A 22,629-nucleotide genomic window follows, 5' to 3' on the forward strand; every position below is an offset into this window, starting at 1 on the left:
GCATAAATCCTGCAAATAAACAGATTTTTGATATCTGACGCACCTTACCAATGTGCCAGTTGCGTAAGTCCTGTAAGCTTAGAACTTGAACAAATAAATAATTTAACTAACGGTATTCTCAAAGAATTTACAATTGAAAATTTATTAAGTTATTTAATTAAATTAGGTCAAAATGTAGAAATCATGGTAACAAATCAACAGGAAGATAAATCTCAACCAAAAATTAATGTTGTCTATCAAAAAATTGCTTAATGCTAGTTTATATAATACTGATAAATATTGGTCAGCAGTCATTACCTATCGTAGTGATAAAATAAGAATTATTTCTGTTCGTCGTTCTCATACTGAAGAGGTTAATATTTATGAAAGCTGAAGAATTTGATACTAAGTTTGACAATGGTGAAGATATTACTGAGTTTTTAGACTTATCTCAAGTACATCATTCAGGGTATACACAAAAAAGAGTTAATATTGATTTTCCTGTTTGGATGATAGAAGCCTTAGAACAGGAAGCAAAACGTTTAGGTGTTACTTCTGATTCTATTATTAAATTGTGGCTGGCTGAACGTCTGGATAAAAAAGTGATTACCAATTAGTTATAGTAGAAGCAGACGTTTATTTAGTAAATTTCCAACTTGAGGTAATCAATATGACACAGGAATTAATAGACCTCAGAAATAGTATTTTAGAACAACGTTACAGCGATGCTTTAGCTATTGTTGATGAATTAGAGGGGATGAGTAAACAAGCTATTTTACGGAATATTCAAGCATTTTTGAGAATTTTGTTAATTCATTTGATTAAAAACCAAATAGAAGCCCGATTAACTAATTCTTGGGTTGCTTCTATTCGCAATTCATTGATAGAAATTAAAAAAATAAATCTCAAAGAAAATAAAAAATCCTATTATATCAATCAAAATGAATGGGATGGTTGGTTAGAAGATGAAATTGAATTAGCAATAGCTGACGCTAGTTTAGAAGTAATGAATGGAAAATTTAAGCGTCAGCAACTTTCCCAAATGTTAAACAAACCACAATTAATATTAACTGCAACCGAGTTAATTAACTTCACCTATAATTATCAAATTAGAGAATTACCAGATATTATTGATGATTATTTAGGTAATTTATCTGGTGGTGAAGATTGGAAGTTAGGGAAAAGGTAATCAATATGACACAAGAACTAATAGACCTCAGAAACAGTATTCTAGAACAACGTTACACCGACGCTTTGGCTATTGTTGATGAATTAGAGGGGATGAGTAAACAAGCAATTTTACGAAATATTGAATCATTTTTGTTGAGATTGATGATTCATTTGATTAAAAATCAAGTGGAACAGCGGTTAACTAATTCTTGGGCTGCATCAATTGAAAGTTCAATTTTAGAAATTAAGAAATTGAATTTAAAAGATAATAAAAAATCTTACTATCTGAATATTGATGAATGGGTAGAAATCTTAGAAGATGCTATAGAGTTAGCAATTCGTCCTGCAAGTTTAGAAATAATGAATGGAAAATTTCAAAGACAACAAATTTCTCAAATGTTAAATAAACCACAATTAATATTAACTGCAACTGAGTTAATTAACTTGACCTATAATTATCAAATTAGAGAATTGCCAGATATTATTGATGATTATTTAGGTAATTTATCTGGTGGTGAAGATTGGAAGTTAGGGAAAAGGTAATCAATATGACACAAGAACTAATAGACCTCAGAAACAGTATTCTAGAACAACGTTACACCGACGCTTTGGCTATTGTTGATGAATTAGAGGGGATGAGTAAACAAGCGATTTTACGAAATATTCAAGCATTTTTGAGAATTTTGTTAATTCATTTAGTTAAAAACCAAATAGAAACCCGATTAACTAATTCTTGGGTTGCTTCTATTCGTAATTCATTGATAGAAATTAAAAAAATAAATCTCAAAGAAAATAAGAAATCCTATTATATCAACCAGGATGAATGGGATAGTTGGTTAGAAGATGAAATTGAATTAGCCATAGCTGACGCTAGTTTAGAAGTTTTGAATGGGATTTATAATGAATTTCAATTAGCGGAAATGGTTAATAAAAATGAGGTAATCTCTATCGCTAGGAAATTTTTGGAATTGACTCATTTACATTCTGTGAAAGAGTTACCAAAAACTATTGCTGAACTGTTAATACAGTTACCCGGTGGTGAAGATTGGAAATTAGGGAAAAGGTAATTAATATGACTCAAGAATTAATAGACCTGAGAAATAGTATTGTAGAACAACGTTACACTGATGCTTTAGCTATTGTTGATGAATTAGAGGGGATGAGTAAAAAAGCCATATTACGACAAATTAAATTTTTTTTGAAAGTTTTGTTAATTCATTTAATTAAAAATTAAATTGAGAAAAGATTAACAAATTCTTGGGTTGCTTCTATTCGGAATTCATTAATAGAAATTCAAGATATTAACCTCAAAGAAAATAAAAAATTCTATTATATCAATCAAGATGAATGGGATAGTTGGTTAGAAGATGAAATTGAATTAGCCATAGCTGACGCTAGTTTAGAAGTAATGAATGGAAAATTTAAGCGTCAGCAACTTTCCCAAATGTTAAACAAACCACAATTAATATTAACTGCAACCGAGTTAATTAACTTCACCTATAATTATCAAGTTAGAGAATTACCAGATATTATTGATGATTATTTAGGTAATTTAACTGGTGGTGAAGATTGGAAATTAGGTAAGAAGTGAGATATTGATACAGATACATAAATATTTAAACTCAGTAGCCAATGATCACAAGTAATCAACGAACAATAACTAAACCTTAAAATATGCCAGTTAAATTAACTTTATGCCTTTTGTGACTGTAAGAATCAGCTAAGTCAGACTAGAATTAACCGGGCCAGTTAACCTTTGCTGAAATTCCCAACACAGGAGGTTTAATTTTGACGAAGTTGAAAATTGGTATTAATGGATTCGGTCGAATTGGTAGACTTGTGTTACGTGCCGGTCTTACTAATCCCAACATTGAATTTGTAGGAATTAATGATTTAGTTCCCCCCGATAACCTTGCTTATCTTCTCAAGTACGACTCTACACACGGGAGACTGAAAAGCAAAATTGAAGCTAGAGAAGACGGTATTGTAATTGACGGTCATTTTGTCCCTTGTGTGTCCATGCGAAATCCCGCAGAACTACCTTGGGGTAAATTGGGAGTAGATTATGTTGTTGAATCTACAGGACTGTTCACAGATTACGCTGGGGCTGAAAATCACCTGAAAGCAGGTGCAAAGCGAGTTGTGATTTCTGCACCAACAAAAGAACCAGAGAAAGTAAAAACAATGGTCATGGGTGTAAATCATCACCTATTTGACCCAGCAAAAGACTTGATTGTCTCCAATGCAAGTTGTACTACAAATTGTTTAGCCCCCATTGCTAAAGTCATTAATGATAACTTCGGTTTAGCCGAAGGGTTAATGACCACAGTTCACGCTACAACAGCTACTCAGCCCACGGTAGATGGTCCCAGTCGCAAAGATTGGCGCGGTGGACGAGGTGCGGGACAAAATATAATTCCCTCCGCTACAGGGGCGGCTAAAGCGGTGGCTTTGGTATTACCAGAATTGAAAGGTAAATTAACAGGAATGGCTTTGAGAGTTCCCACTCCTGATGTCTCCGTAGTTGATTTAACTTTCAAAACTACAAAATCTACTACTTACAAAGAAATCTGTGCAGCCATGAAAAAAGCTGCTGAAGGTAATTTGGCAGGTGTGTTAGGTTACACCGATGAAGAAGTCGTATCTACAGATTTTCAAGGTGATTCCCACTCTAGCATCTTCGACGCAGGGGCAGGAATTGAACTCAATGCCAATTTCTTCAAAGTTGTCTCCTGGTATGACAACGAATGGGGTTACTCCAACCGCGTCATTGATTTGATGTTGTCAATGGCCAAAAAAGAAGGATTGATTTAGAGAATGAGTAATGGAATCGGTCAGGACTTACGCAAAATATCTCTCGAATCCTCATTTCTCCGTGACCTCTGTGCCTCTGTGGTTCGTTATTCCATGAATTTTGCGTAAGTTCTATCAGTAATACAGGGCTTAACGGGGTGTGCTACTTTACCGTTACTCCTTACATACTTATGCGTCGCACAAAAATTGTTTGTACTATAGGACCTGCTACATCTTCACCTGAGAAATTAGAAGCTTTGGTGCGGGCGGGAATGAATATGGCGCGGTTAAATTTCTCTCATGGTGCTTATGAGGCTCATGCCCAGGTTTTTCATCATCTGCGGCAGATTAGCAAGGATTTACACAAGCCCATTGCAATTATGCAAGATTTGTGTGGACCAAAGATTCGGTTGGGGAAATTACCACCGGAAGGGCTAATGTTAGAAGCTGGGACTGAGGTGACATTTCTCCTACAGGAGAAGGGGGAAAATATTGATGAGTTACCCTTGCCTCTACCCACTCTATTCGCCATGATGCGATGTGGTGAACCGATTTTAATTAATGATGGTCGGGTGAAATTAACTGTTACCAGTCGTGACGCTGATAGAATTCGCGCTCAGGTGAATATTGGCGGTTTGATTTCTTCTCATAAAGGTGTGAATTTACCCGCAACTCCTTTACCTGTAAGTTCAATTACAGAAAAAGATTTAGCGGATTTACGATTTGGGATACAATTAGGAGTAGACTGGGTTGCGGTGTCCTTTGTGCGATCGCCCCAAGACCTAGAACCCGCACGCCGCATGATTGAAGGCGCTGGCTCAAAAATTCGCCTCATTGCCAAAATCGAACGGGCGGAAGCTGTAACCAACTTAGATGCTATCCTGGAAGCTGCGGACGGAATTATGATTGCCCGTGGCGATTTAGGGGTGGAAGTACCAATTTATGAAGTCCCCCTGATTCAAAAAGAAATTGCTCGTCGTTGTAATCAAGCTGGTAAACCAGTAATTACAGCTACCCAAATGTTAGAGTCCATGATTAGCTCCCCCGACCCGACTCGCGCTGAAGCTACGGACGTGGCTAACTCGATTTTCGATGGCACAGATGCAGTTATGTTGTCTGGAGAAACGGCAATGGGTGACTATCCGATTGCGGCTGTCCAAATCATGCACAATATCGCCTTACAAACAGAAACAGCACTCCAAGAGGGAAATAGACATTCTTGGATTCCTGAAGCTGGTAGTCTCTCTGTCACAGAATCAGTATCTCAATCTGTCTGTCGCATTGCCTATGAAATCGGTGCTAAAGCAATTCTCTGTAATACTACATCAGGAAGTACAGCCAAACTCGTTTCTAAATATCGTCCCAGCACACCAATTATCGCTCTTACTTCCGACTGTACTGCCTACCGTCAATTAGCTTTATCTTGGGGTGTAGAACCGCTACTGATTCAACCTGTTCACAATGCTGAAGAAATGTTTGTGAATGTGGTAGACACCGTTGTAGATAGTGGTTTAGTTCAGGAAGGAGACAAGGTGGTGATTACCTCTGGTGTCCCAATTGGTCAATCTGGAACAACAAGTTTAATTAAAGTGCATTCTATTGGACAGCCAATTACAGCATGACGCATCTAAAATGGGTGATTGGGGACTGGGGATTGGGAATTGGGAATTGGTAAACATTTTTACCTCTTGCCTTTTGCCTCTTACCTATTCACTAACCACTGACCACTGACTACTGACTACTGACATTGGAGTATGTTATGCCTAAGAACTTACTAGAAGCACTACGGGCAATAACCGTTGTGGTAGCGGATACCGGAGATATCCAATCAATTGAACAGTTTAAACCTCAAGATGCTACGACCAATCCCTCATTGATTACCGCTGCGGCACAAATGCCGGAATATCAGGATATTGTTGATCAAACTTTACTCAAAGCTAAGAAAGATGCGGGTACTGGTGCTAGTCAAGCCCAGGTGGTATCTCTGGCTTTTGACCGTTTGGCGGTATCTTTTGGATTAAAGATTTTGCAAATTATTCCTGGTCGCGTTTCTACAGAAGTAGATGCTCGTTTATCCTATGATACAGATGCTACTGTGGCTAAGGCACGGGATTTAATCGCTCAGTATAAAGCTGCTGGTGTTTCCAAAGAGCGGGTTTTGATTAAAATTGCCTCTACTTGGGAAGGTATCAAAGCTGGGGAAATTTTGGAAAAAGAAGGTATTCACTGTAACTTAACTTTACTATTTGGTCTGCACCAAGCGATCGCCTGTGCTGAAGCTGGAATCACTTTAATTTCTCCTTTTGTTGGTCGCATTCTTGACTGGTACAAGAAAGATACTGGCCGGGATAGTTACCCGTCAGCGGAAGATCCAGGTGTATTATCTGTGACTACCATTTATAACTACTATAAAAAGTTTGGTTATAAAACTGAGGTAATGGGTGCTAGTTTCCGCAATATTGGCGAAATTACTGAATTAGCTGGTTGCGATTTGTTAACTATCTCTCCTGGTTTGTTGACAGAATTGCAAAACACTGTTGCTGAATTACCCCGCAAACTTGATCCTGCGAAGGTAGCAAATCTATCAATTGATAAAATTTCTCTTGATAAAGCCACCTTTGATCAAATGCACAATGGCGATCGCATGGCTTCTGATAAACTTGCAGAAGGTATTGATGGTTTTACCAAGGCTTTGATTTCTTTGGAAAAACTATTGGCCGAAAGATTAGCTCGTTTAGAAAGTGAAAAGGTAACTGCTTAATAATTGGTAATAGGTAATAGGTAATTGGTAAAATTCTTACCTGTTCTCTATTACCTATTACCTGCTTGATCTACTACAAGGCTGTTAAGAATCTCCTATTTCAATTAATTAATTTTTCTTTAATCCTGATAAATATCCCTAAAACATAGTTAAATCACGAATTATAGCTAAATTCCAACTTTTTAATTCTGGCAATATTAAAATAGGTTAAATCATTAAATATTAGTAAAAATAGGAAAAATTAGTAATTAAGCTCCTAACTACAACCATATCCTCAATCTTCTTAACCTTGACTTTATTTAAACCTAATGTAATAGTATTACTATATTTTTAGTGGGTAGCCTAATCCAAATTCATCAAAGCTGAATTTGAAACGGAGGAACCAAGTATTTGGGGCTAATCTTACGAGAGACACCTTCCAGTCTTAGCCCGTCAGCTAACTCCGTCGGCAATGGAAGGAACTCCAAAATCTTGGCTGTAATATCAGTTATGATTGGGGCTTCCTTAAATAAATTTTAGATTTTGGATTTGAGATAAATCTGAAATTTAAAATTGTCATCCCCCGCTTCTCATTGATTAATCGTTTCAAGGGAGAGAAGTTAAAACTGTGAAAATTAAGCCAATGTTAGCACGGTTACAAAGTGCTATAGGTCGTGATGACCTAATTGAACAAATGGTATTCTTACCAGAAGCTAAAAAATCATTTTCTAAAAGAGGTTCTCAGATAAAATCAGCTAACTTAATTGTCGGCTATAATGGTTCACCTCAAAGTCATACAGCCCTGGATCTTGCTTGTTGGATTGCCCACCAAACGAGTTTAGCTACTAACTCTCAAGTTACAGTTCAAGCCGTTTATGTACTAGAAGAAAACTTCAATTATCAGTCTGTTGATATCTTCAATTTGCCTGAAAATCAACTTCAGTTAGAAAGTGAATTCAGCAATATATCAAAGCCAGCTAAGTTCCTATTAACTCAACCAAAAGTAACAGCAATTTTACCGCAGTTAGAAAGAGAATTCAGAACTTCTCTCAAGGAAGCAGACAGTATTCTGTGGCAAGCAAAAACTCTAGCCCAAGAGTGGCAAGGTTCGTTTAAATCTCATCTGCGATTTGGCAACATTGCGAAAGAACTTAAGAAAGTTGTGGAATTAGAAAGTGCAGATATTCTTTTTTTAGGCTGCCAATCTAGTAATCATCCCATGATTGCAAAACTAGATCAAAACTTCCCTTGTGCCGTTTTGGGTATTCCCCATTGTATTGATGAATAATTCTCTGTTTTCAATTACTTCAAAATCGCTTAACCGTTTGATTCTATAGGTAGGGGTTTAGCAGTGCTAAACCCTTACACATCTAGGTTTTTTTTGCAATCTTATAAAATTTCAAATCTCAGCCGTTTTGAGGATAAGTTCAAATTACGCAAAGATTCTAATTCACTCATATCAGTTATAACTTTACGTAATGTTTCACTAAAATAAACAACCTCATAATTAGGTGCAAGTTCTTTTTGCGTTTCTGGGTCAATATCGCCAGCTTTATCAGAATTTACCCACCATAACGGGTAACATTCATAATCAGCCATGAGTTTGATTTTTTCTATTTTAAGCTGTTTGTCGTTTTTCATGTTTAATACTTCCCCAAGTTTCAATAATGAAATCTAGCTTGTAGAAAATCAATTCTGTCATCACTAATTAGATAAACAATTCGATGTTCTTGGGTAAGTCGTCGTGACCACGCATCTGAATCTAAATATTTCAGAGGTTCTGGTTTTCCAGTACCAGTAAAAGGATCTCGCATAATCGCTTCAATTAAATTAAAAGCACGCAGCGCAGTTTTACGGTTTGTCTCTACCCAAAAAGCGAGGTCTTCCCGAAATTCTGGATGAAATACAGCATCCCGAATTTTAATTTCTGAGGGTTTTGATTCATCCTTTTTCTTTTTGGTCAATTCCCAACTCCTGACGTAATTCGTTAATATTTTGCGGTTTTAAAGTTCTGGCTTTTGCTCTTTCTAAAGCAGTTAAAAGACGCGCTGCATTTTTAGGCGATCGCAGTAAATGAGTTGTTTCTAATAAACTTGCTAATTCGTCAGCAGCAATAAGGGCGACGTTTTCACCGTCAGGTTGGGTAATAATCATCACTTCTCTATCTGCAACTACTTGAGCGCAGATGTCAGCTAGGTTATTACGAGCATCTGTTAAGTTTGTTTGGTTGGACATGGTGGGATTTTTCCTCATGCTGTAGCTGATATTTTCAATATTATCAGTTAGCTTTCTAACCCGTCTGGGAATTAATTCCCAGTCTAATAGCCGAAGTCCGTTAAAACGGACTCAATGATTATATTTTAAGCTGTCTATTTAGTATTATATTCAACACTTCCCCAACTTTGAGGAAGAGGGTTAACCCAGGAAATAGGAATAGAAACAATATCTAGAGTTTCACCATCTTCAAAGACTTCTAAAATATATCCTGGTTCTGGCTGGGTTGTAGTAGGATTGAGATGATCTAAAACAACCCCCTTATTACCAGCTTTTACAGGACTATTTGGAACATCTTGTTTTATTTCTACCCATTGGAATAAGGTAACTGTTGTCATCTTTTAATTCTCACCTAAGTTATTAATTAAGGATAGTTTAAACCCCCCTTAGTTTACATAAGAGGGGTTTGACTGTATTAGGGTTTAAAAGTTTTTGTGTTTGAGTTTAAGAGTTTTTGTGTTTAAGTTTAAAAGTTTTTGTGTTTGAGTTTAAAAGTTTTTTGTGTTTAAGTTTAAGAGTTTTTGTGTTTGAGTTTAAGAGTTTTTGTGTTTGAGTTTTGAAGTTTAAGTTTTGAAGTTTAAGTTTTGAGTTTAATTTTTTGAGGTTTTTTCCCTAATACAGTTTTTTAGAAAAACTTTTCAGAGACTATCTGAGATTTTGACATCTCAATCTAGATTTTTCTTTTTGTTTTTCTTTTGTTTTTCCTGCCAATTGATAACAATGTTACCTGGACAGGGTGGCGTAATAATTTTACTTCCCTCTGGATATTTATAATTCAGAAAAATGCAGATTATTCCTGGAATCAAGCATACAGGTATGCTAACTTTCATAGCTTACTCCTTTCAAAATAAAATTTACCAGCAAAAAACCCTGGTAAATAGGTTGATTTTTGAATGAGATACTATGCTTTCAAACATACCTTACTAATATAATATAGGAGGAGTAGAGTGTCAATAGCAAAAAAGTAAGTAGTGAAGAATAAATTACCCCTCACCACTCACCCTTATCATCTAACCCCCAAACCTAAGCCCCTACAGACTCCTTAGCTGCATACAAAACCTCAGCCGAGATATCTTTAAACCCACGCTCACGGGCAAACTTTTCAGTATTTCGCTTCACTTTCCCGCGCACAAAACCAGGAATTTTATTCAATTCTGCTTGGCCATCTTTTGTCCAATTCAAACCAGATTCCGCAGAAATTCCTTTGGTAATTACTTCTTTTGTATCGTGTCCACCAAAGATTTCTAATAAGTGATCTTCCATGCCCAAAGTGAAGGAATTGTAGATTAAATCTGTGATTTGATTTGTACCTTCATAACCCATAAATGGCTTGTAACCAATGGGGAAATTCTGCACGTGAATAGGCGCTGCAATCACACCGCAGGGAATATCCAAACGTTTACCAACGTGACGTTCCATCTGTGTACCAAATATAGCAGAAGGTTCGACGCGAGCGATCGCATCCCCGATTTCACCATGATCATCTGTAATCAATACTTCATCGCAATATTCGCTCACCTGTTCTCTAAACCAGTCAGCATCATACTTGCAATAAGTACCAGCCCACACCACGTGAATCCCCATTTCCCGCGCCAGAATCTTCGTTAAAGCCGCTGCATGAGTATTATCACCAAATACCACCGCTTTCTTCCCAGTCAAGTTCTGACAGTCAATAGAACGGGAGAACCAAGCCGCTTGGGATACGTGCAGAGTTTGTTCATTAATGAAATCTTCGTAATTAACCTCAGCACCTTGGGCGTTAATTACCTGCTGAATTTTACGGATACATTTAGCAGTTTCCACAACACCCATCGGCGTAATATCTACGTAAGGAGTCCCGAATTGTTCTTCTAAATATTTAGCTGTAGTTAACCCCAGTTCCCGATAAGGAATTAGATTAAACCAAGCTTGAGGCATAGTTTTTAACTCATGAACAGACGCACCTTCAGGAATGACAGTATTTACCTGAATGCCTAAATCAGTCATTAACCGCTTCAGTTCAGTAACATCGTGATTATTGTGGAAACCCAGAGTAGAAACCCCGATAATGTTAACTGAGGGTTTTGCAGTTTTCCCTGCGGGTAATTCCCCCCGCTTCCGGGCTTTCTCAATGTAATATTGGACGATTTGTTGTAAAGTCCGGTCTGCGGCTTGTAATTCATTGTAGCGGTAATGGTTCACGTCCGCCAGCATTACGTCCCCTTTTGCTTCCAACTGCGCCCTTCCCACAAAGTTGTGTAAGTCTTCTTGCAAAATACTGGAAGTGCAGGTAGGAGTTAAAACGATTAAATCTGGGTGTTCTTCCGCGTCTTTGCGGGTGATGTTGTCTACCACCTTTTCTTGAGAACCTCGCGCTAAAACGTTTCTGTCAACCACGCTGGTTGTAACTGGGGTAAAGTTTCTTTCCCGCGATAGCATGGAACGCATAACGTTAAAGTAGTCATCACCGAGGGGCGCGTGCATGATAGCATGAACGTTTTTAAAGGAACTTGCAATCCGCAAAGTCCCAATGTGGGCGGGTCCTGAATACATCCAGTAAGCCAATTTCATCCTGTGTTCTCCCTTGACAAGTCAAATAACTATAAGTGCTTGATTATTAAATCGTTTCTGATTTTCTCAAACCTAACCGCTATGAACAAATAAGGTTTGTTGCGAGGTTATTTGGTATAGGAGACGGTAAAACCTAGTGGCTGACTGGGTTATGGCTGATTATTTAAACAATATTTATGTTGTTTAAGTAAATAAATCTTAACGTTTTGCAAAATATTTGGATCAAAATTTCCCAAACTATTTTACCGGGTTTTGTATGGTCCGAGAAATCTCTCTCCGTTAAAATGAATTAAATGATCTGGTTGATCTGCTACCCAAACTTCTGTTTCCCAAGAGATCTCAGCTAGATACCGAGTCATGTCCTTGCGACTGGGAAAAGCAGTCATAAAAACTAATCCCTTGCTACTAGACTGAAATAGTTGTTTTAGTTCATTGTGTCGTTTTAAATTCACAGGTCCATGACTGGTGACAGCTTCTATTAATATTAGCCAGTCTTGTTGTTGATAATAAACTACAACATCTGGCATTTTACCATGAGGATCTAAATCAATTCCTATTTCTCGAAACTTTTGAGTTTCATTAATAATGAACTTATCCCCAGCATCACCGACATAAAGAACCAAACCTCCTGGTGTAAATCTGGGACAAAAATTTTCTAAAATGTCTTTGATTAAATTATTTTGTCCACCTGATGATAGATAAATTGCTTGTCCATTGGGTAAACTAACGGGAATTGTGGAGATATTTCGAGTTCTATCCTGCAATAAATTCTTGACAGAAATAGTATAATTACGATGAGATTCTTCCCACTGATCAGAACCATAAGATTGTATCAGCGAAAGTGCTTGTTGCTGAAGTTGATAACACCATTTAGGACTATTAATTGGTCGGTCGGGTTGATCTGGATTTTCCACTACTAAACCCATTTGTACAAACTGGTGCATTGTTTGTCTTCTCACTGTTTCCCTTGTATTTGGTGCGTATTGTTTTCCATAAAAATCACGAAACCAATCCATCATTTCAGTAATTCTGCGTTTGGGTGTTGTTGCTTGATCCCAAGAAGTTTCCGGTCGAATGTCTGCCAATGCGAGTAAGCACAGTGCGGATCTTTCGTTTTGCTGTTCTTTGGGTGCAGAAATTTCTTTAAGAATAGTTAGTGCTTCTTGAATACGTTTACTAGCGTGAATTGTGTTGATTGCTTCACTCATAATTGATAGATTTTGATGTACAAGTTGATCAATTTGATCTTGATCAAACGCAGATTCATGAATTTGTGTTCCTAGTTTTATTAAATCATTTTTACAGGGGTATTTAATTTTTCGTAGGTCTGTAGCATTAACTTGTGTGTTACCACTAAATAGGCGAAAGTATTGATCAAATAAAGTTGAATTGAGAAATGCTGTTAAACCTTTTGCTAAGTCGAGATTCATTCCTTTTCCCTTAGCATGATAATAGTTAAGATGATTTTCTATCCCCAATGCAGATGAATCTATAGGGTAAGACACAGCAGCAACAATACGGCGTTTTTCTTCCTTTGCAGAAAACCGTTTGACTACAATATAACAACCTGATGGAATTAACCATTTTTGTGTTTCTTGATTTTTTTCAATAGCAATTGATTTTTTCGGTTTTGTGGGAGGAAATAACACTTTTCCTGGTTTGATAGATTCTGGGTAAATTAAGGGAACTGTTTGATCATCTAAGGAATTTCTTAAAGATGATTTGAGACGAAAATCTACAACTGGACCGGTTGAAATTTCTAAACTAAGTTCTTCTAATGTAGATGGAAATTTATCCATTTGCACTTTTAAAGCATCTTCCAAAGAGTTGGTAAGAACATGGATAAACATTTCAGGATCATTTTTTTCAATAACTTGGTTATAGGGAACAAGTCTCATTTCCGAAAAACTATCTAATTCTTGTTCTGAGTTAATACTTATTTCTATAAATTTAGGTTTAATTTCTGTTTTTGTAGCATGAAAAATAATATTTTCTTGTAAAACATTATCTTCTGCAAAAGCTAATGAGCGACTTTCAAATATATGAATATTTTGGAGTACCATTTTTTCCAAAAAAGCTTGGCGAAAAGGACGAAAATAACTACCATTACAAAAGCTTCTCGGAGTAATTGCCACTATCTCTCCATTTATAGAAAGTTGTAATATGGATAGCCAAACAAATGCACTATATAAATTTACCGTTTCAATTCCCAGCTTTGACAGTATTTTTTTCTCAATTGATTTACTGTTAATCTTTTTATAAGGTGGATTTAGAATTGCATGAGTAAAATTCTGGGTATAAGTATTAAAAAGTGGTAAATTATTTTCTGTAATACTTCCAATAAAGCTTTCATTCTGTAAACAATAATCTGTTTTAATCCCTCTATTTTTTAAGGCTTGACAACAGTGATTAAGACATTCTTGCAGCGAGGGTATAAAGCTTGCTTCTACTTCATAAGCTGTGATAAAACAACTTTCAACTTGATTAGAATTTGTCAATAATCGCTCTACAAAAGCAGCAGTTAAAGACCCAACACCAGCACCAGGATCTAGTAAATTAATATGACCTGATAAATTGTTAAATTGTCCTGCCATCAATCTCGCAACTGTCGCAGGAGTCATAAATTGACCCAATTCACTTCTTTGTTTTGGGTTTAATTTTGCCGATAAATTAAATCTATTTATATCTGTGGAGTCTGTCAAGAAAGTTGTCATGTTATAGACAATAAAATTAGATAATGAAAATTGTGAATAATTTGCTATGATACACTCAGGGCTTTATTACTTATTACAAAAACTATGGTAAAAATACCCTTTCTGGCTTCAACAATTCCTCCTTTAACAAACGGGGATAAACTCACCCGTTATGAATTTGAACGGCGATATAATACAACATCTAAACCTAAAAAAGCTGAATTAATTGAAGGAATTGTTTATATTATGCCCGCTGCTCTGCGTTTTAGAAGTCATGGACAACCTCATGGTCGCATCTTAACATGGATTGGTAATTATGAAGTTTTAACTCCTGGTGTGGCATTAGGAGTTGAACCTACAGTCCGGCTAGATTTAGATAATGAACCTCAACCTGATGCAATTCTGATTATTATACCAGAAGCAGGTGGACAAACTCGAATTAGTGAGGACGATTATATTGAAGGTGCGCCGGAGTTGGTGGTAGAAATTGCTGCTAGTAGTGCAGCTATTGACCTACATGGCAAAAAACAAGCTTATCGTCGCAATGGAGTCAAAGAATATATTGTTTGGCAAGTTTTAGACCAAAAATTGAGTTGGTTTTCCTTAGAAGAAGGTGAATATTTAGAATTAGCACCTAATGAACAGGGAGTTTTACAAAGTCAGGTATTTCCAGGTTTATGGTTAGCGGTAAATGAATTATTAATAGGTAATATGCAAGTTGTTTTGAATGTTTTACAAGCTGGTTTACAGTCTCTAGAACACGCAGATTTTATAGAGAAATTAGGTGATTTGAAAAGCGATTAGAACTCAGGGTTCTACATAGGAATTTAAGATACAATAGATTCAATCTCTAAACTTGGGTTTAAATTATGATAACTACACTCATTGAACGAGAAGCAGAACCGATTTTAATTAGCGACTTAACCTGGAGAGAATTTAAAGCTGTTGAACAGCTAATTGAGCGCCCAGGGTTAAGGTTATCCTTTTTAGATGGAGTCTTGGAGATTCGGAAAATGCCAGGGAAAAAACACGAAACTATCAAAGAACGTATTGGGGCTTGACTAGAAATTTATTTAGAATTTTTGGAATTAGATTTTACTCCTACTGGTTCTGTCACCCTGGAAAATGAATTTGAAAAGGTGAAAAAAGAAGGCGATAAATCTTATGAATTAGGACCAAATAGCCAACGTGCTGATTTAGTAATTGAGGTGGTTGTTAGTAGTGGAGGAATTGATAAACTGGAAGCATACAAACGGTTACAAATTCCTGAATTTATTATTACAGAAAGTACAAATTCATCACCTTTTCTTGACGAATTAAACAGGAGAACAGAAATTTCTATATTAAATTGGTCAGATTATCAAACTTTTATTGGTGTGGGGACTGTACAGTATATTACTGTTAAAGTTGGTAATCAAATTGGTAAAGGTAGCAATGGTACTTACACAATTAGCCATTTGTTGAAAGCTGAAGGTTATGAATGGAATAAAACAAAAAAAGTTTGGTATCGTACCTATCCAGCAGAAGGTTTTTCAATTCCAGAATATTTTAATAATGCAAATTGGATTTCTCAAGCTGTGGGAATTGAAGTGCGGTTTTATGACGATGCGGAAAATGAATTAGCATTTTATCATATTGACTAATATAGCTATGAATATATGTTAAAATTGGATTACCATAAATAGTGGAAAATTATTGCAATGGAAATTACTAAACTATCAACTCAAGGTCAAATTACTATTCCCCAAGTTTTAAGAGATCAGTATCATTGGCAAGATGGACAGGAATTAATAATAATTAATTTGGGGGATGGAATTTTATTAAAGCCTAAAAAAACTTTTCCAGAAACAAAATTAGATGATGCTGCTGGTTGTTTGAATTATCAAGGAAAAGCCAAAACAATTGAAGAAATGGAAGAAGCGGTAGCACAAGGAATAGAAGAATTATGGAGTCAATTACAACAATAAACCCACTTCGTAAGTTTCAGATAACTAAAATTTTACTCCTCCAAACAACTTTTCAAAATGAAAATAGACAGCATATTTTACAAAAGAATGAAACAGGGAACAGGGAACAGGGAGCAAATAAAAAACTTTAGTTCTGAGTTTAAAGCTCAGTCAAAAAAAGGATGTTTTTAAAAGATGCGTAGCACGAAAAAAACAGTGTCATTATTTCAATCTCATGTTTTTAAACATGAGTTTTTCCTGTTCCCTGTTCCCTCTGAAAGATTATTTCAAGAAATACCTAGCATATTTTTTGAACTGATTGGTAACTCTCCCCAACTAGCAGAACTTTATCAATTTTCATCAGTTGAAGTCAACAGCCTTGAGAATAGATGGAGTTTTCTTCCCTAACCACAATACAGATAACCCCATCTACTTTTTAGAAGTACAATTTCAATCAGATAAGGATCTCTACCATAGACTTTTTAGCGAAATATTTCTTTACATTCGCCAAAACAACCCCAAAAATCACTGGAGTGCTGTAGTTATCTATCCAACCCGCAGCATAGATACACAAGATATTCAGCATTATCAAGAATTCTTCACCAGTCAACGAGTTAGAGTTATTTATCTCGATGAATTAGCAGAAACAACATCTTTACCCATTGGTATTGCTACAATAAAACTAATCATCGCTAACGCAGATAATTCCATTACCCAAGCTAGAGAATTAATTACCAGAACTAAACAAGAGATAAATTCTCAACTTCAACAGCAACAACTCTTACAAATTATCGAGACAATTTTAATTTACAAGTTTCCAAGAATGAATAGGGAGGAAATAGAAGCCATGTTTGGATTAAGTGAGTTAAAACAAACCCGATTTTATCAAGAAGCAAAAGAAGAGGGAAAGGAAGAAGGTGAACGCAAAGCTAAGTTAGATGCAGTTCCTGGTTTAATAGCATTAGGTTTAACTAAAGAACAAATCGCACAAGTTTTAAATTTAAGTCTGGAAGAAATTAGCCAGATTATCCAACAACAGAATATCAACACAAAGGACAAATAAAAATGATTTAATCAGTTCCAGAAAATACTACTGTTGAAGAAAAGGAGATTACCTAATCAATAGAATTAAACAAGACATAGATTCTCCACTTCAACAGTAATACGTAGTACAAATCATCTAAACCAGTTTAGTGTATAGAACTTCACAAAAATAAATCTTCAATGAAGGTGACACAAAAAATGATAAGGTTATTACCTTTAAAATACCCTATCGTTTATCAGTATGTCAGTCTCTATCACTATCTCTCAACTGCTTGAAGTTCTTATCGCTGAACCTGTGAATGTATCTGTATCTACCTTAACTCAGTTGGCTATTGGGATACAAACAGATACCCGCATTTTGCAACCAGGGAAAGTGTTTTTGGCTTTGCGAGGAGAAAAGTTTGACGGACATGATTTTGTACCCACAGCGATCGCTCAAGGGGCTATAGTTGCAATAGTTGATCATCATTACGAAAATCCCGGTTTTCCGGTTTTGCGGGTTAAAGATACTTTAAAGGCATATCAACAAATTGCTAAATGGTGGCGCGAAAGCTTTGCTATTCCCGTAATTGGTATCACAGGTTCAGTAGGGAAAACCACAACTAAAGAATTAATTTCCGCAGTTTTAGCCACAAAAGGCAAAGTTCATAAAACCTACGGGAATTTTAATAATGAAATTGGTGTTCCCAAAACCCTGTTAGAAATGGGTAGAGACAATGACTTTGCTGTGATTGAAATGGCGATGCGGGGAAGAGGACAAATTGCGGAACTTACAGAAATTGCTACGCCAACAATTGGGGTAATTACTAATGTAGGAACGGCACATATTGAATTACTGGGTTCAGAGGAAGCCATTGCTGAAGCTAAGTGTGAATTATTAGCAACCATGCCAAATGATAGTATCGCTATTCTTAATTATGATAATACCTTATTAATGGATACAGCCGCGAAGTTTTGGCAGGGGAAAGTTATCAGTTATGGCTTTTCTGGTGGCGATATTCAAGGAATATTAACTGATAATGAAATTGTAGAAGTTGCCGGAATGCGCCTACCTTTACCTTTACCTGGTCGTCATAATGCCACCAATTTTTTAGCAGCTTTAGCAGTAGCTCAGGTATTAGAAATTGATTGGCAATTATTGCAATCTGGTATCATGGTGAATATGCCCACAGGTAGAAGTCAACGCTTCACTTTAGCTAATGATGTGGTGATTTTAGATGAAACCTATAATGCTGCGCCAGAAGCCATGTTAGCCGCTTTGCAGTTGTTAGCAGACACACCAGGAAAGCGGAAAATTGCAGTTTTAGGGGCAATGAAGGAATTAGGAGAAAGATCCCCAGAACTTCATCAAAAAGTTGGAGAAATGGTCAAAAATTTGCATCTTGATGGGTTATTAGTATTAGTTGATAGTAAAGATGCGGAAATTATTGCTAATAGTGCTGATAATATATCTTGTGAATGTTTCACTACCCATGCTGACTTGGTAACAAGATTAAAAACATTTATGCAAACAGGCGATCGCTTATTATTCAAAGCAGCCCATTCTGTGGGATTAGATCGAGTTGTTAACCAATTACGGGCTGAATTCACCAATTAAAAAGAGTTGAAAATTGTATTTTCAATATGTTGTCTATTTCCTATAGTTTAGACAAAACAAACTTAATTAAGTCAGTATTTTCTCAGAAATATAATCCACAAAAAAATCACGCTCTTTTTTAGAAATGTTGTATGGAACATCTCTACTATAGCGGTATGCACTTGAATGAGATACATCATCAGCCCCCTCCCTGAATCCCCCCCGCACCGTGTACACACATCCTTACCCCTTATATCAAAAACAATTAACCATTAATTGCTATCAATAGCCAGACAAAAATAATTCAATAAAGTCTTATCCATTAACATTAAAGCCTTGCATTTATGAATTATTTTTGAAAGAATCAAAACAAAGGTTAGTCAATATCAAGTCTAATCTCATTCGTTTGATGCCAAGACCAATATATAAAGGAGGAATTATCATGGCTAATATCAAAATATCCACACTACTTCCTGTCGGTTATGATTTATTTAATGATGCTGCTAGTTTCCTCAATGAATTAGCTACCGAAGAAGTACAAGATGTTTTTGGTGGAGGTTACGGTGGCTATGGTAGAGGTTATGGTGGTTACAAGCACCGTTGCTGCTGGGGTTGCTGTTGTTAACATTACCAAAAATAGCTGTTAGTTAATTAACAGCTATTATGAATATTCAGAATAGTAATTTTTATTTTTTACTACTATTCTGAATATTAAATTGTATTTGCTTAAAACAATATATCAAGGAGAAATTGTCATGGCTAATATCCAAATATCTCCACTACTTCCCGTAGGCTATGATTTATTTAATGCTGCTAATAGTTTCCTCAATGAACTAGCTACTGAGGAAGTACAAAACATTTTTGGTGAAGGTTGTTATAGTGGAGGTTATAGTGCTAGTGGAAGTTATAGTGGTCAGAAATGGGGTAGCTATTGTTAAACTTCAAAAAAGCTGTTAGTTACAGCAATACATTCGCCATTTTTTGTAGGTTGGATTATACCTGAACGGTACAATAAATGAACGTGCCACTTCTCAGTAACGCGAACAACCCAACCTATGAATCAAGGCTTGTTTCAATTTGGCAAAGCTGACTTTTGTTGTAATTACTTGCCAAAAGAAAACAATTGTAGAGAATTTCTCCGCCAGATAATTATCAAAATATTAGTCAATAAACAGGTAATTGCTAAGGATAACAGGATGTAAGTTGGCGGCATAACCACACCAATCATAAACCAAGTATAAACGTGCAGCATCATAATACTAGCAAACGTACACGCGAACCCTATAGACATCCACACCTGACCCATAGGACGATTGAGAACGGTGAGGACAATTGTTAATAAAGTTGTCAGAATGTTGGCTGGAACAAGAAAGGCACAAATGCCTACACAGTTATTGCGGGAAAATTCAATTAAGGTGTTGAAATCTAACATTAATTTTTGGGGATAATTGTAGTAGGTTCTTGTTATTAAGTTTTATTATAAATAATATGGTTACTGAAATTATATTACCTTAAAAGTGAGTGATCGCGTCATTTATGTAACAATTTTTAAAGAATTAGCCTTAGTAACTAAATTTATTAATCATAGAGACGCTGTGAGAAACGTCTCTACAAGGTTTCGCAGATGAAAAACTCTGTCGGATTAACCCATCAAGATCACAGTATCAATAACGTGAATCACGCCATTATCAGCATCAATATCCGCTGCTAAAACTGTGGCATTTTTCACCTCAAAACCATCTTCACAATTAATTTTAATAGGAGAACCTTCCACAGAAGTAACTGTACCAAGTTTCGCCAAATCAGCCTTTGTTAACTTGCCAAGCACGACATGATAGGTGAGAATGCGTGCTAATTGGGGAATATTTTGTAATAAAGTTGTAATTGTGCCTGGTGGTAACTTAGCAAAAGCGTCATCAGTGGGTGCAAACACGGTGAATGGACCCGGACTTTTTAATGTTTCCACTAACCCAGCAGCAGAGACAGCAGCCACCAAAGTTTTAAACGCATCATTACTAACTGCAATATCAACAATATCAGCCATGGATTTTACCTCTGATCTAGCAAAGCTTCTACAAGATAGTAAATCATGTTTAAGTTTTATTAATGACAATTCTGGTAGAATATACTCTGATGATTTTCTTAAGGTTTTTTTATACATAAAATGGATAAACGCACTTATGCAATACTAGGAACTGGCGCATTAGGCGGATTTTATGGTGCAAAGCTACAAAAATCCGGTTTAGAAGTTCACTATTTACTCAAAAGTGATTATCAACAAGTCAGGGAAAATGGTTTAATTATTCAGTCTAAAGACGGTGACTTTACCCTTCCCCAAGTCAATGCTTATAATGATGTCAATAAAATGCCACAGTGTGATGTGGTCATAATATCATTAAAAACTACTCAAAATCAACTTCTACCAGATTTATTACCACCCATAGTTAAAAATAATGGCGTAGTATTGGTATTGCAAAATGGCATGGATATAGAACCAGAAATTGCCAAAATTGTAGATAATGTTAACATTATTGGCGGTTTATGTTTTCTCTGTTCTAACAAAGTCGCACCAGGACATATTCATCATTTAGATTATGGACAAATTAGTTTAGGTGCTTATGCTTCTAATTATCAATCAACTGGCATTACTAAACAAATGGAAGAAATTGCCAGCGACTTTGAAAAAGCAGGTATATCAATAGAACTATTAGAAGATTTACTTTTAGCCCGTTGGAAAAAATTAGTCTGGAATATTCCCTATAATGGCTTATCTGTAATTCTTGATGGGAGAACAGATGAATTAATGACGGATATTCACACTCATCAATTAGTAGAAAGTTTGATGAGGGAAGTAGTAGTAGGGGCAAAAAGTACCGGGAGAATCATTCCTGAAAGTTTTATAGAAACAATGTTAGATTACACCTTGAAAATGAAACCTTACCGCACTAGCATGAAAATTGATTTTGATGAAAAGCGTCCTTTAGAAGTAGAAGCAATTTTTGGTAATCCATTAAGAAAAGCAGAATTAGCAGGTGTAAATTTGCAGCAAATTCGTTGTTTATATCAACAATTGAAGTTTTTGGATATGAGAAATAGAAGTTAAATCTAGATCCTGACTCATTCTATACAAAAAATGGATACATCAACTATCTTTAGAGGTGTTATTTAAAGGGATAAAGGCAAGAAAAAACCCTTACCCCTATGAGAATTTTGCGCAAATCAGGCAAGGTAGATAGTATTTATTCGACAACGTTCTCCTTCACTAATCTTTGGTCAGATGCTACTGCCAGAAGTTCTTCTACAATATCCCAAGCTGCTGCACATTCACGAGAAGAATCACCCTTAGTTGTACAAATTGTTCTCGCTTCTTCCCGTGCAACTTCTATTTCGTCTTCAATAAAGATGCGTTTTGGATTTTCAAACAAATCACTTTTTCTGAGGATATCGGTAATTGAGACGATTCCTAATAGCTTACCTTTAATTACAGGAGCGCGACGGATGCCTGTATTGGCAAATAAGCGGGCTACATACTCCACCCCAAGTTCAGGATTGACAACAATACAAGGCTTGGTCATAATTTCATAAACTCGCACTTGTTTGGAGTCTTTACCGTAAGCAGCAACTTTATAAACAATATCAGTTTCACTGACCATACCATAGGGGTCATTTTCTGTGCGAGGTTCAACAATTAAAGATCGCAAACCTTTATATTTCATTAAATCTACAGCTTCTGCTACGGTTGCTGAACCACGAATTGTTACAACTTCTGTGGTCATTATGTCTTCAGCTTTCATCATCGGTTTATAAGTTCCTATCAATAGTTGGATTGAAATTTGTGGGTAACTTTTGAATTGTAATGAATTT

Annotated in this window: 27 protein-coding genes, 2 pseudogenes and 1 riboswitch; of the genes and pseudogenes, 20 read left to right on the forward strand and 9 right to left on the reverse strand. The window is 36.1% G+C overall.

Translation table 11 applies throughout. From position 1 onward, the window contains the following. Window positions 1-27 precede the first annotated feature (27 nt). From CA730_RS05525 to CA730_RS05575, 11 genes and pseudogenes are all read left to right on the forward strand, one after another. The gene (locus CA730_RS05525) at window positions 28-252 is read left to right on the forward strand and encodes a helix-turn-helix domain-containing protein (RefSeq protein WP_096664965.1); all 225 of its coding nucleotides are present in this window, start codon (window positions 28-30) and stop codon (window positions 250-252) included. Beyond that, window positions 227-373, forward strand: a complete 147-nt coding sequence (locus CA730_RS05530; protein WP_157749917.1) for a BrnT family toxin — start codon at window positions 227-229, stop codon at window positions 371-373. Before CA730_RS05525 ends, CA730_RS05530 begins: the two co-directional genes overlap by 26 nt. Continuing rightward, on the forward strand, window positions 363-596 hold the full coding sequence (gene brnA / locus CA730_RS05535; protein WP_096664968.1) for a type II toxin-antitoxin system BrnA family antitoxin: 234 nt from the start codon (window positions 363-365) through the stop codon (window positions 594-596). The genes CA730_RS05530 and brnA overlap by 11 nt, the downstream gene beginning before the upstream one ends. 53 nt (window positions 597-649) lie before the next feature. Then, window positions 650-1,168 (forward strand): DUF29 family protein, encoded by a 519-nt coding sequence (locus CA730_RS05540; RefSeq protein ID WP_096664971.1) that lies wholly within the window; start codon window positions 650-652, stop codon window positions 1,166-1,168. A 5-nt stretch (window positions 1,169-1,173) separates the two neighbouring features. Beyond that, complete coding sequence (locus tag CA730_RS05545; protein WP_096664974.1) at window positions 1,174-1,692, forward strand: DUF29 family protein; 519 nt, start codon at window positions 1,174-1,176, stop codon at window positions 1,690-1,692. A 5-nt stretch (window positions 1,693-1,697) separates the two neighbouring features. Further along, window positions 1,698-2,216, forward strand: a complete 519-nt coding sequence (locus CA730_RS05550) for a DUF29 family protein (RefSeq protein ID WP_096664977.1) — start codon at window positions 1,698-1,700, stop codon at window positions 2,214-2,216. Window positions 2,217-2,221: 5 nt separating this feature from the next. Continuing rightward, window positions 2,222-2,740, forward strand: a pseudogene (locus CA730_RS05555) (DUF29 family protein). Between the two features lie 197 nt (window positions 2,741-2,937). Further along, window positions 2,938-3,963, forward strand: coding sequence for a type I glyceraldehyde-3-phosphate dehydrogenase (gene gap, locus CA730_RS05560; RefSeq protein WP_096664980.1), 1,026 nt, complete (start codon window positions 2,938-2,940; stop codon window positions 3,961-3,963). A gap of 170 nt (window positions 3,964-4,133) precedes the next feature. After that, window positions 4,134-5,564, forward strand: coding sequence for a pyruvate kinase (gene pyk, locus CA730_RS05565; RefSeq protein ID WP_096664983.1), 1,431 nt, complete (start codon window positions 4,134-4,136; stop codon window positions 5,562-5,564). A gap of 137 nt (window positions 5,565-5,701) precedes the next feature. Continuing rightward, window positions 5,702-6,703, forward strand: coding sequence for a transaldolase (locus tag CA730_RS05570; RefSeq protein ID WP_096664986.1), 1,002 nt, complete (start codon window positions 5,702-5,704; stop codon window positions 6,701-6,703). 350 nt (window positions 6,704-7,053) lie between these two features. Then, window positions 7,054-7,169: riboswitch (cyclic di-AMP (ydaO/yuaA leader) on the forward strand. A 156-nt stretch (window positions 7,170-7,325) separates the two neighbouring features. Then, window positions 7,326-7,970, forward strand: a complete 645-nt coding sequence (locus CA730_RS05575) for a universal stress protein (RefSeq protein ID WP_096664989.1) — start codon at window positions 7,326-7,328, stop codon at window positions 7,968-7,970. Between the two features lie 101 nt (window positions 7,971-8,071). Here CA730_RS05575 and CA730_RS05580 read toward each other — a convergent pair whose 3' ends face one another. From CA730_RS05580 to CA730_RS05605, 6 genes are all read right to left on the reverse strand, one after another. Then, a complete protein-coding gene (locus CA730_RS05580) occupies window positions 8,072-8,323 on the reverse strand; it encodes a hypothetical protein (RefSeq protein WP_096664992.1) in 252 nt (83 codons plus the stop codon). A gap of 20 nt (window positions 8,324-8,343) precedes the next feature. Next, entirely contained in the window at window positions 8,344-8,646 is a 303-nt protein-coding gene (locus CA730_RS05585) for a Txe/YoeB family addiction module toxin (RefSeq protein ID WP_096664995.1), read from the reverse strand. Then, window positions 8,624-8,917, reverse strand: coding sequence for a type II toxin-antitoxin system Phd/YefM family antitoxin (locus tag CA730_RS05590; protein WP_096664998.1), 294 nt, complete (start codon window positions 8,915-8,917; stop codon window positions 8,624-8,626). The genes CA730_RS05585 and CA730_RS05590 overlap by 23 nt, the downstream gene beginning before the upstream one ends. Before the next feature lie 134 nt (window positions 8,918-9,051). Beyond that, window positions 9,052-9,294 (reverse strand): DUF4926 domain-containing protein, encoded by a 243-nt coding sequence (locus CA730_RS05595; RefSeq protein ID WP_096665001.1) that lies wholly within the window; start codon window positions 9,292-9,294, stop codon window positions 9,052-9,054. 685 nt (window positions 9,295-9,979) lie between these two features. Continuing rightward, window positions 9,980-11,506, reverse strand: coding sequence for a ferredoxin:protochlorophyllide reductase (ATP-dependent) subunit B (gene bchB / locus CA730_RS05600; RefSeq protein WP_096665005.1), 1,527 nt, complete (start codon window positions 11,504-11,506; stop codon window positions 9,980-9,982). Between the two features lie 242 nt (window positions 11,507-11,748). Beyond that, the gene (locus CA730_RS05605; RefSeq protein WP_096665008.1) at window positions 11,749-14,220 is read right to left on the reverse strand and encodes a BsuBI/PstI family type II restriction endonuclease; all 2,472 of its coding nucleotides are present in this window, start codon (window positions 14,218-14,220) and stop codon (window positions 11,749-11,751) included. Between the two features lie 84 nt (window positions 14,221-14,304). Here CA730_RS05605 and CA730_RS05610 point away from each other — a divergent pair, with 84 nt between their 5' ends. The 8 genes and pseudogenes from CA730_RS05610 to CA730_RS05645 all read left to right on the forward strand — a co-directional run bounded on the left by CA730_RS05610 (window position 14,305) and on the right by CA730_RS05645 (window position 19,703). Further along, on the forward strand, window positions 14,305-15,003 hold the full coding sequence (locus CA730_RS05610) for a Uma2 family endonuclease (protein ID WP_096665011.1): 699 nt from the start codon (window positions 14,305-14,307) through the stop codon (window positions 15,001-15,003). Window positions 15,004-15,068: 65 nt separating this feature from the next. Continuing rightward, on the forward strand, window positions 15,069-15,260 hold the full coding sequence (locus tag CA730_RS25440; protein WP_231939985.1) for a Uma2 family endonuclease: 192 nt from the start codon (window positions 15,069-15,071) through the stop codon (window positions 15,258-15,260). A gap of 21 nt (window positions 15,261-15,281) precedes the next feature. Next, complete coding sequence (locus CA730_RS25445) at window positions 15,282-15,842, forward strand: hypothetical protein (protein ID WP_231939987.1); 561 nt, start codon at window positions 15,282-15,284, stop codon at window positions 15,840-15,842. 57 nt (window positions 15,843-15,899) lie between these two features. Beyond that, entirely contained in the window at window positions 15,900-16,166 is a 267-nt protein-coding gene (locus CA730_RS05625; RefSeq protein ID WP_096665014.1) for an AbrB/MazE/SpoVT family DNA-binding domain-containing protein, read from the forward strand. 237 nt (window positions 16,167-16,403) lie between these two features. Next, window positions 16,404-17,208 (forward strand): annotated as a pseudogene (locus CA730_RS05630) (Rpn family recombination-promoting nuclease/putative transposase). A 222-nt stretch (window positions 17,209-17,430) separates the two neighbouring features. Beyond that, window positions 17,431-18,786, forward strand: a complete 1,356-nt coding sequence (locus CA730_RS05635) for a UDP-N-acetylmuramoyl-tripeptide--D-alanyl-D-alanine ligase (protein WP_096665018.1) — start codon at window positions 17,431-17,433, stop codon at window positions 18,784-18,786. A gap of 421 nt (window positions 18,787-19,207) precedes the next feature. Continuing rightward, entirely contained in the window at window positions 19,208-19,390 is a 183-nt protein-coding gene (locus CA730_RS05640) for a hypothetical protein (RefSeq protein ID WP_096665021.1), read from the forward strand. A 97-nt stretch (window positions 19,391-19,487) separates the two neighbouring features. Further along, window positions 19,488-19,703: a hypothetical protein gene (locus CA730_RS05645; RefSeq protein WP_157749918.1), complete on the forward strand. Its 216-nt coding sequence runs from the start codon at window positions 19,488-19,490 to the stop codon at window positions 19,701-19,703. Between the two features lie 164 nt (window positions 19,704-19,867). On the opposite strand, the gene CA730_RS05650 is transcribed toward CA730_RS05645, so the two are convergent. Both CA730_RS05650 and CA730_RS05655 read right to left on the reverse strand, forming a co-directional pair. After that, window positions 19,868-20,197: a hypothetical protein gene (locus CA730_RS05650; protein ID WP_096665027.1), complete on the reverse strand. Its 330-nt coding sequence runs from the start codon at window positions 20,195-20,197 to the stop codon at window positions 19,868-19,870. Between the two features lie 210 nt (window positions 20,198-20,407). Continuing rightward, window positions 20,408-20,809 carry a fasciclin domain-containing protein gene (locus CA730_RS05655; protein ID WP_096665030.1) on the reverse strand — a complete coding sequence of 134 codons (402 nt, stop codon included), beginning with the start codon at window positions 20,807-20,809 and terminating at the stop codon, window positions 20,408-20,410. Window positions 20,810-20,929: 120 nt separating this feature from the next. Between CA730_RS05655 and CA730_RS05660 the strand changes: the two genes are divergently transcribed. Continuing rightward, window positions 20,930-21,868, forward strand: coding sequence for a putative 2-dehydropantoate 2-reductase (locus tag CA730_RS05660; RefSeq protein ID WP_096665033.1), 939 nt, complete (start codon window positions 20,930-20,932; stop codon window positions 21,866-21,868). A 136-nt stretch (window positions 21,869-22,004) separates the two neighbouring features. Here the strand turns inward: CA730_RS05660 and CA730_RS05665 are convergent, their stop codons facing one another. After that, the gene (locus CA730_RS05665) at window positions 22,005-22,562 is read right to left on the reverse strand and encodes a CBS domain-containing protein (RefSeq protein WP_035081470.1); all 558 of its coding nucleotides are present in this window, start codon (window positions 22,560-22,562) and stop codon (window positions 22,005-22,007) included. Window positions 22,563-22,629 lie beyond the last annotated feature (67 nt).

This window comes from Dolichospermum compactum NIES-806, assembly GCF_002368115.1.
Taxonomy (GTDB): Bacteria; Cyanobacteriota; Cyanobacteriia; order Cyanobacteriales; family Nostocaceae; genus Dolichospermum; species Dolichospermum compactum.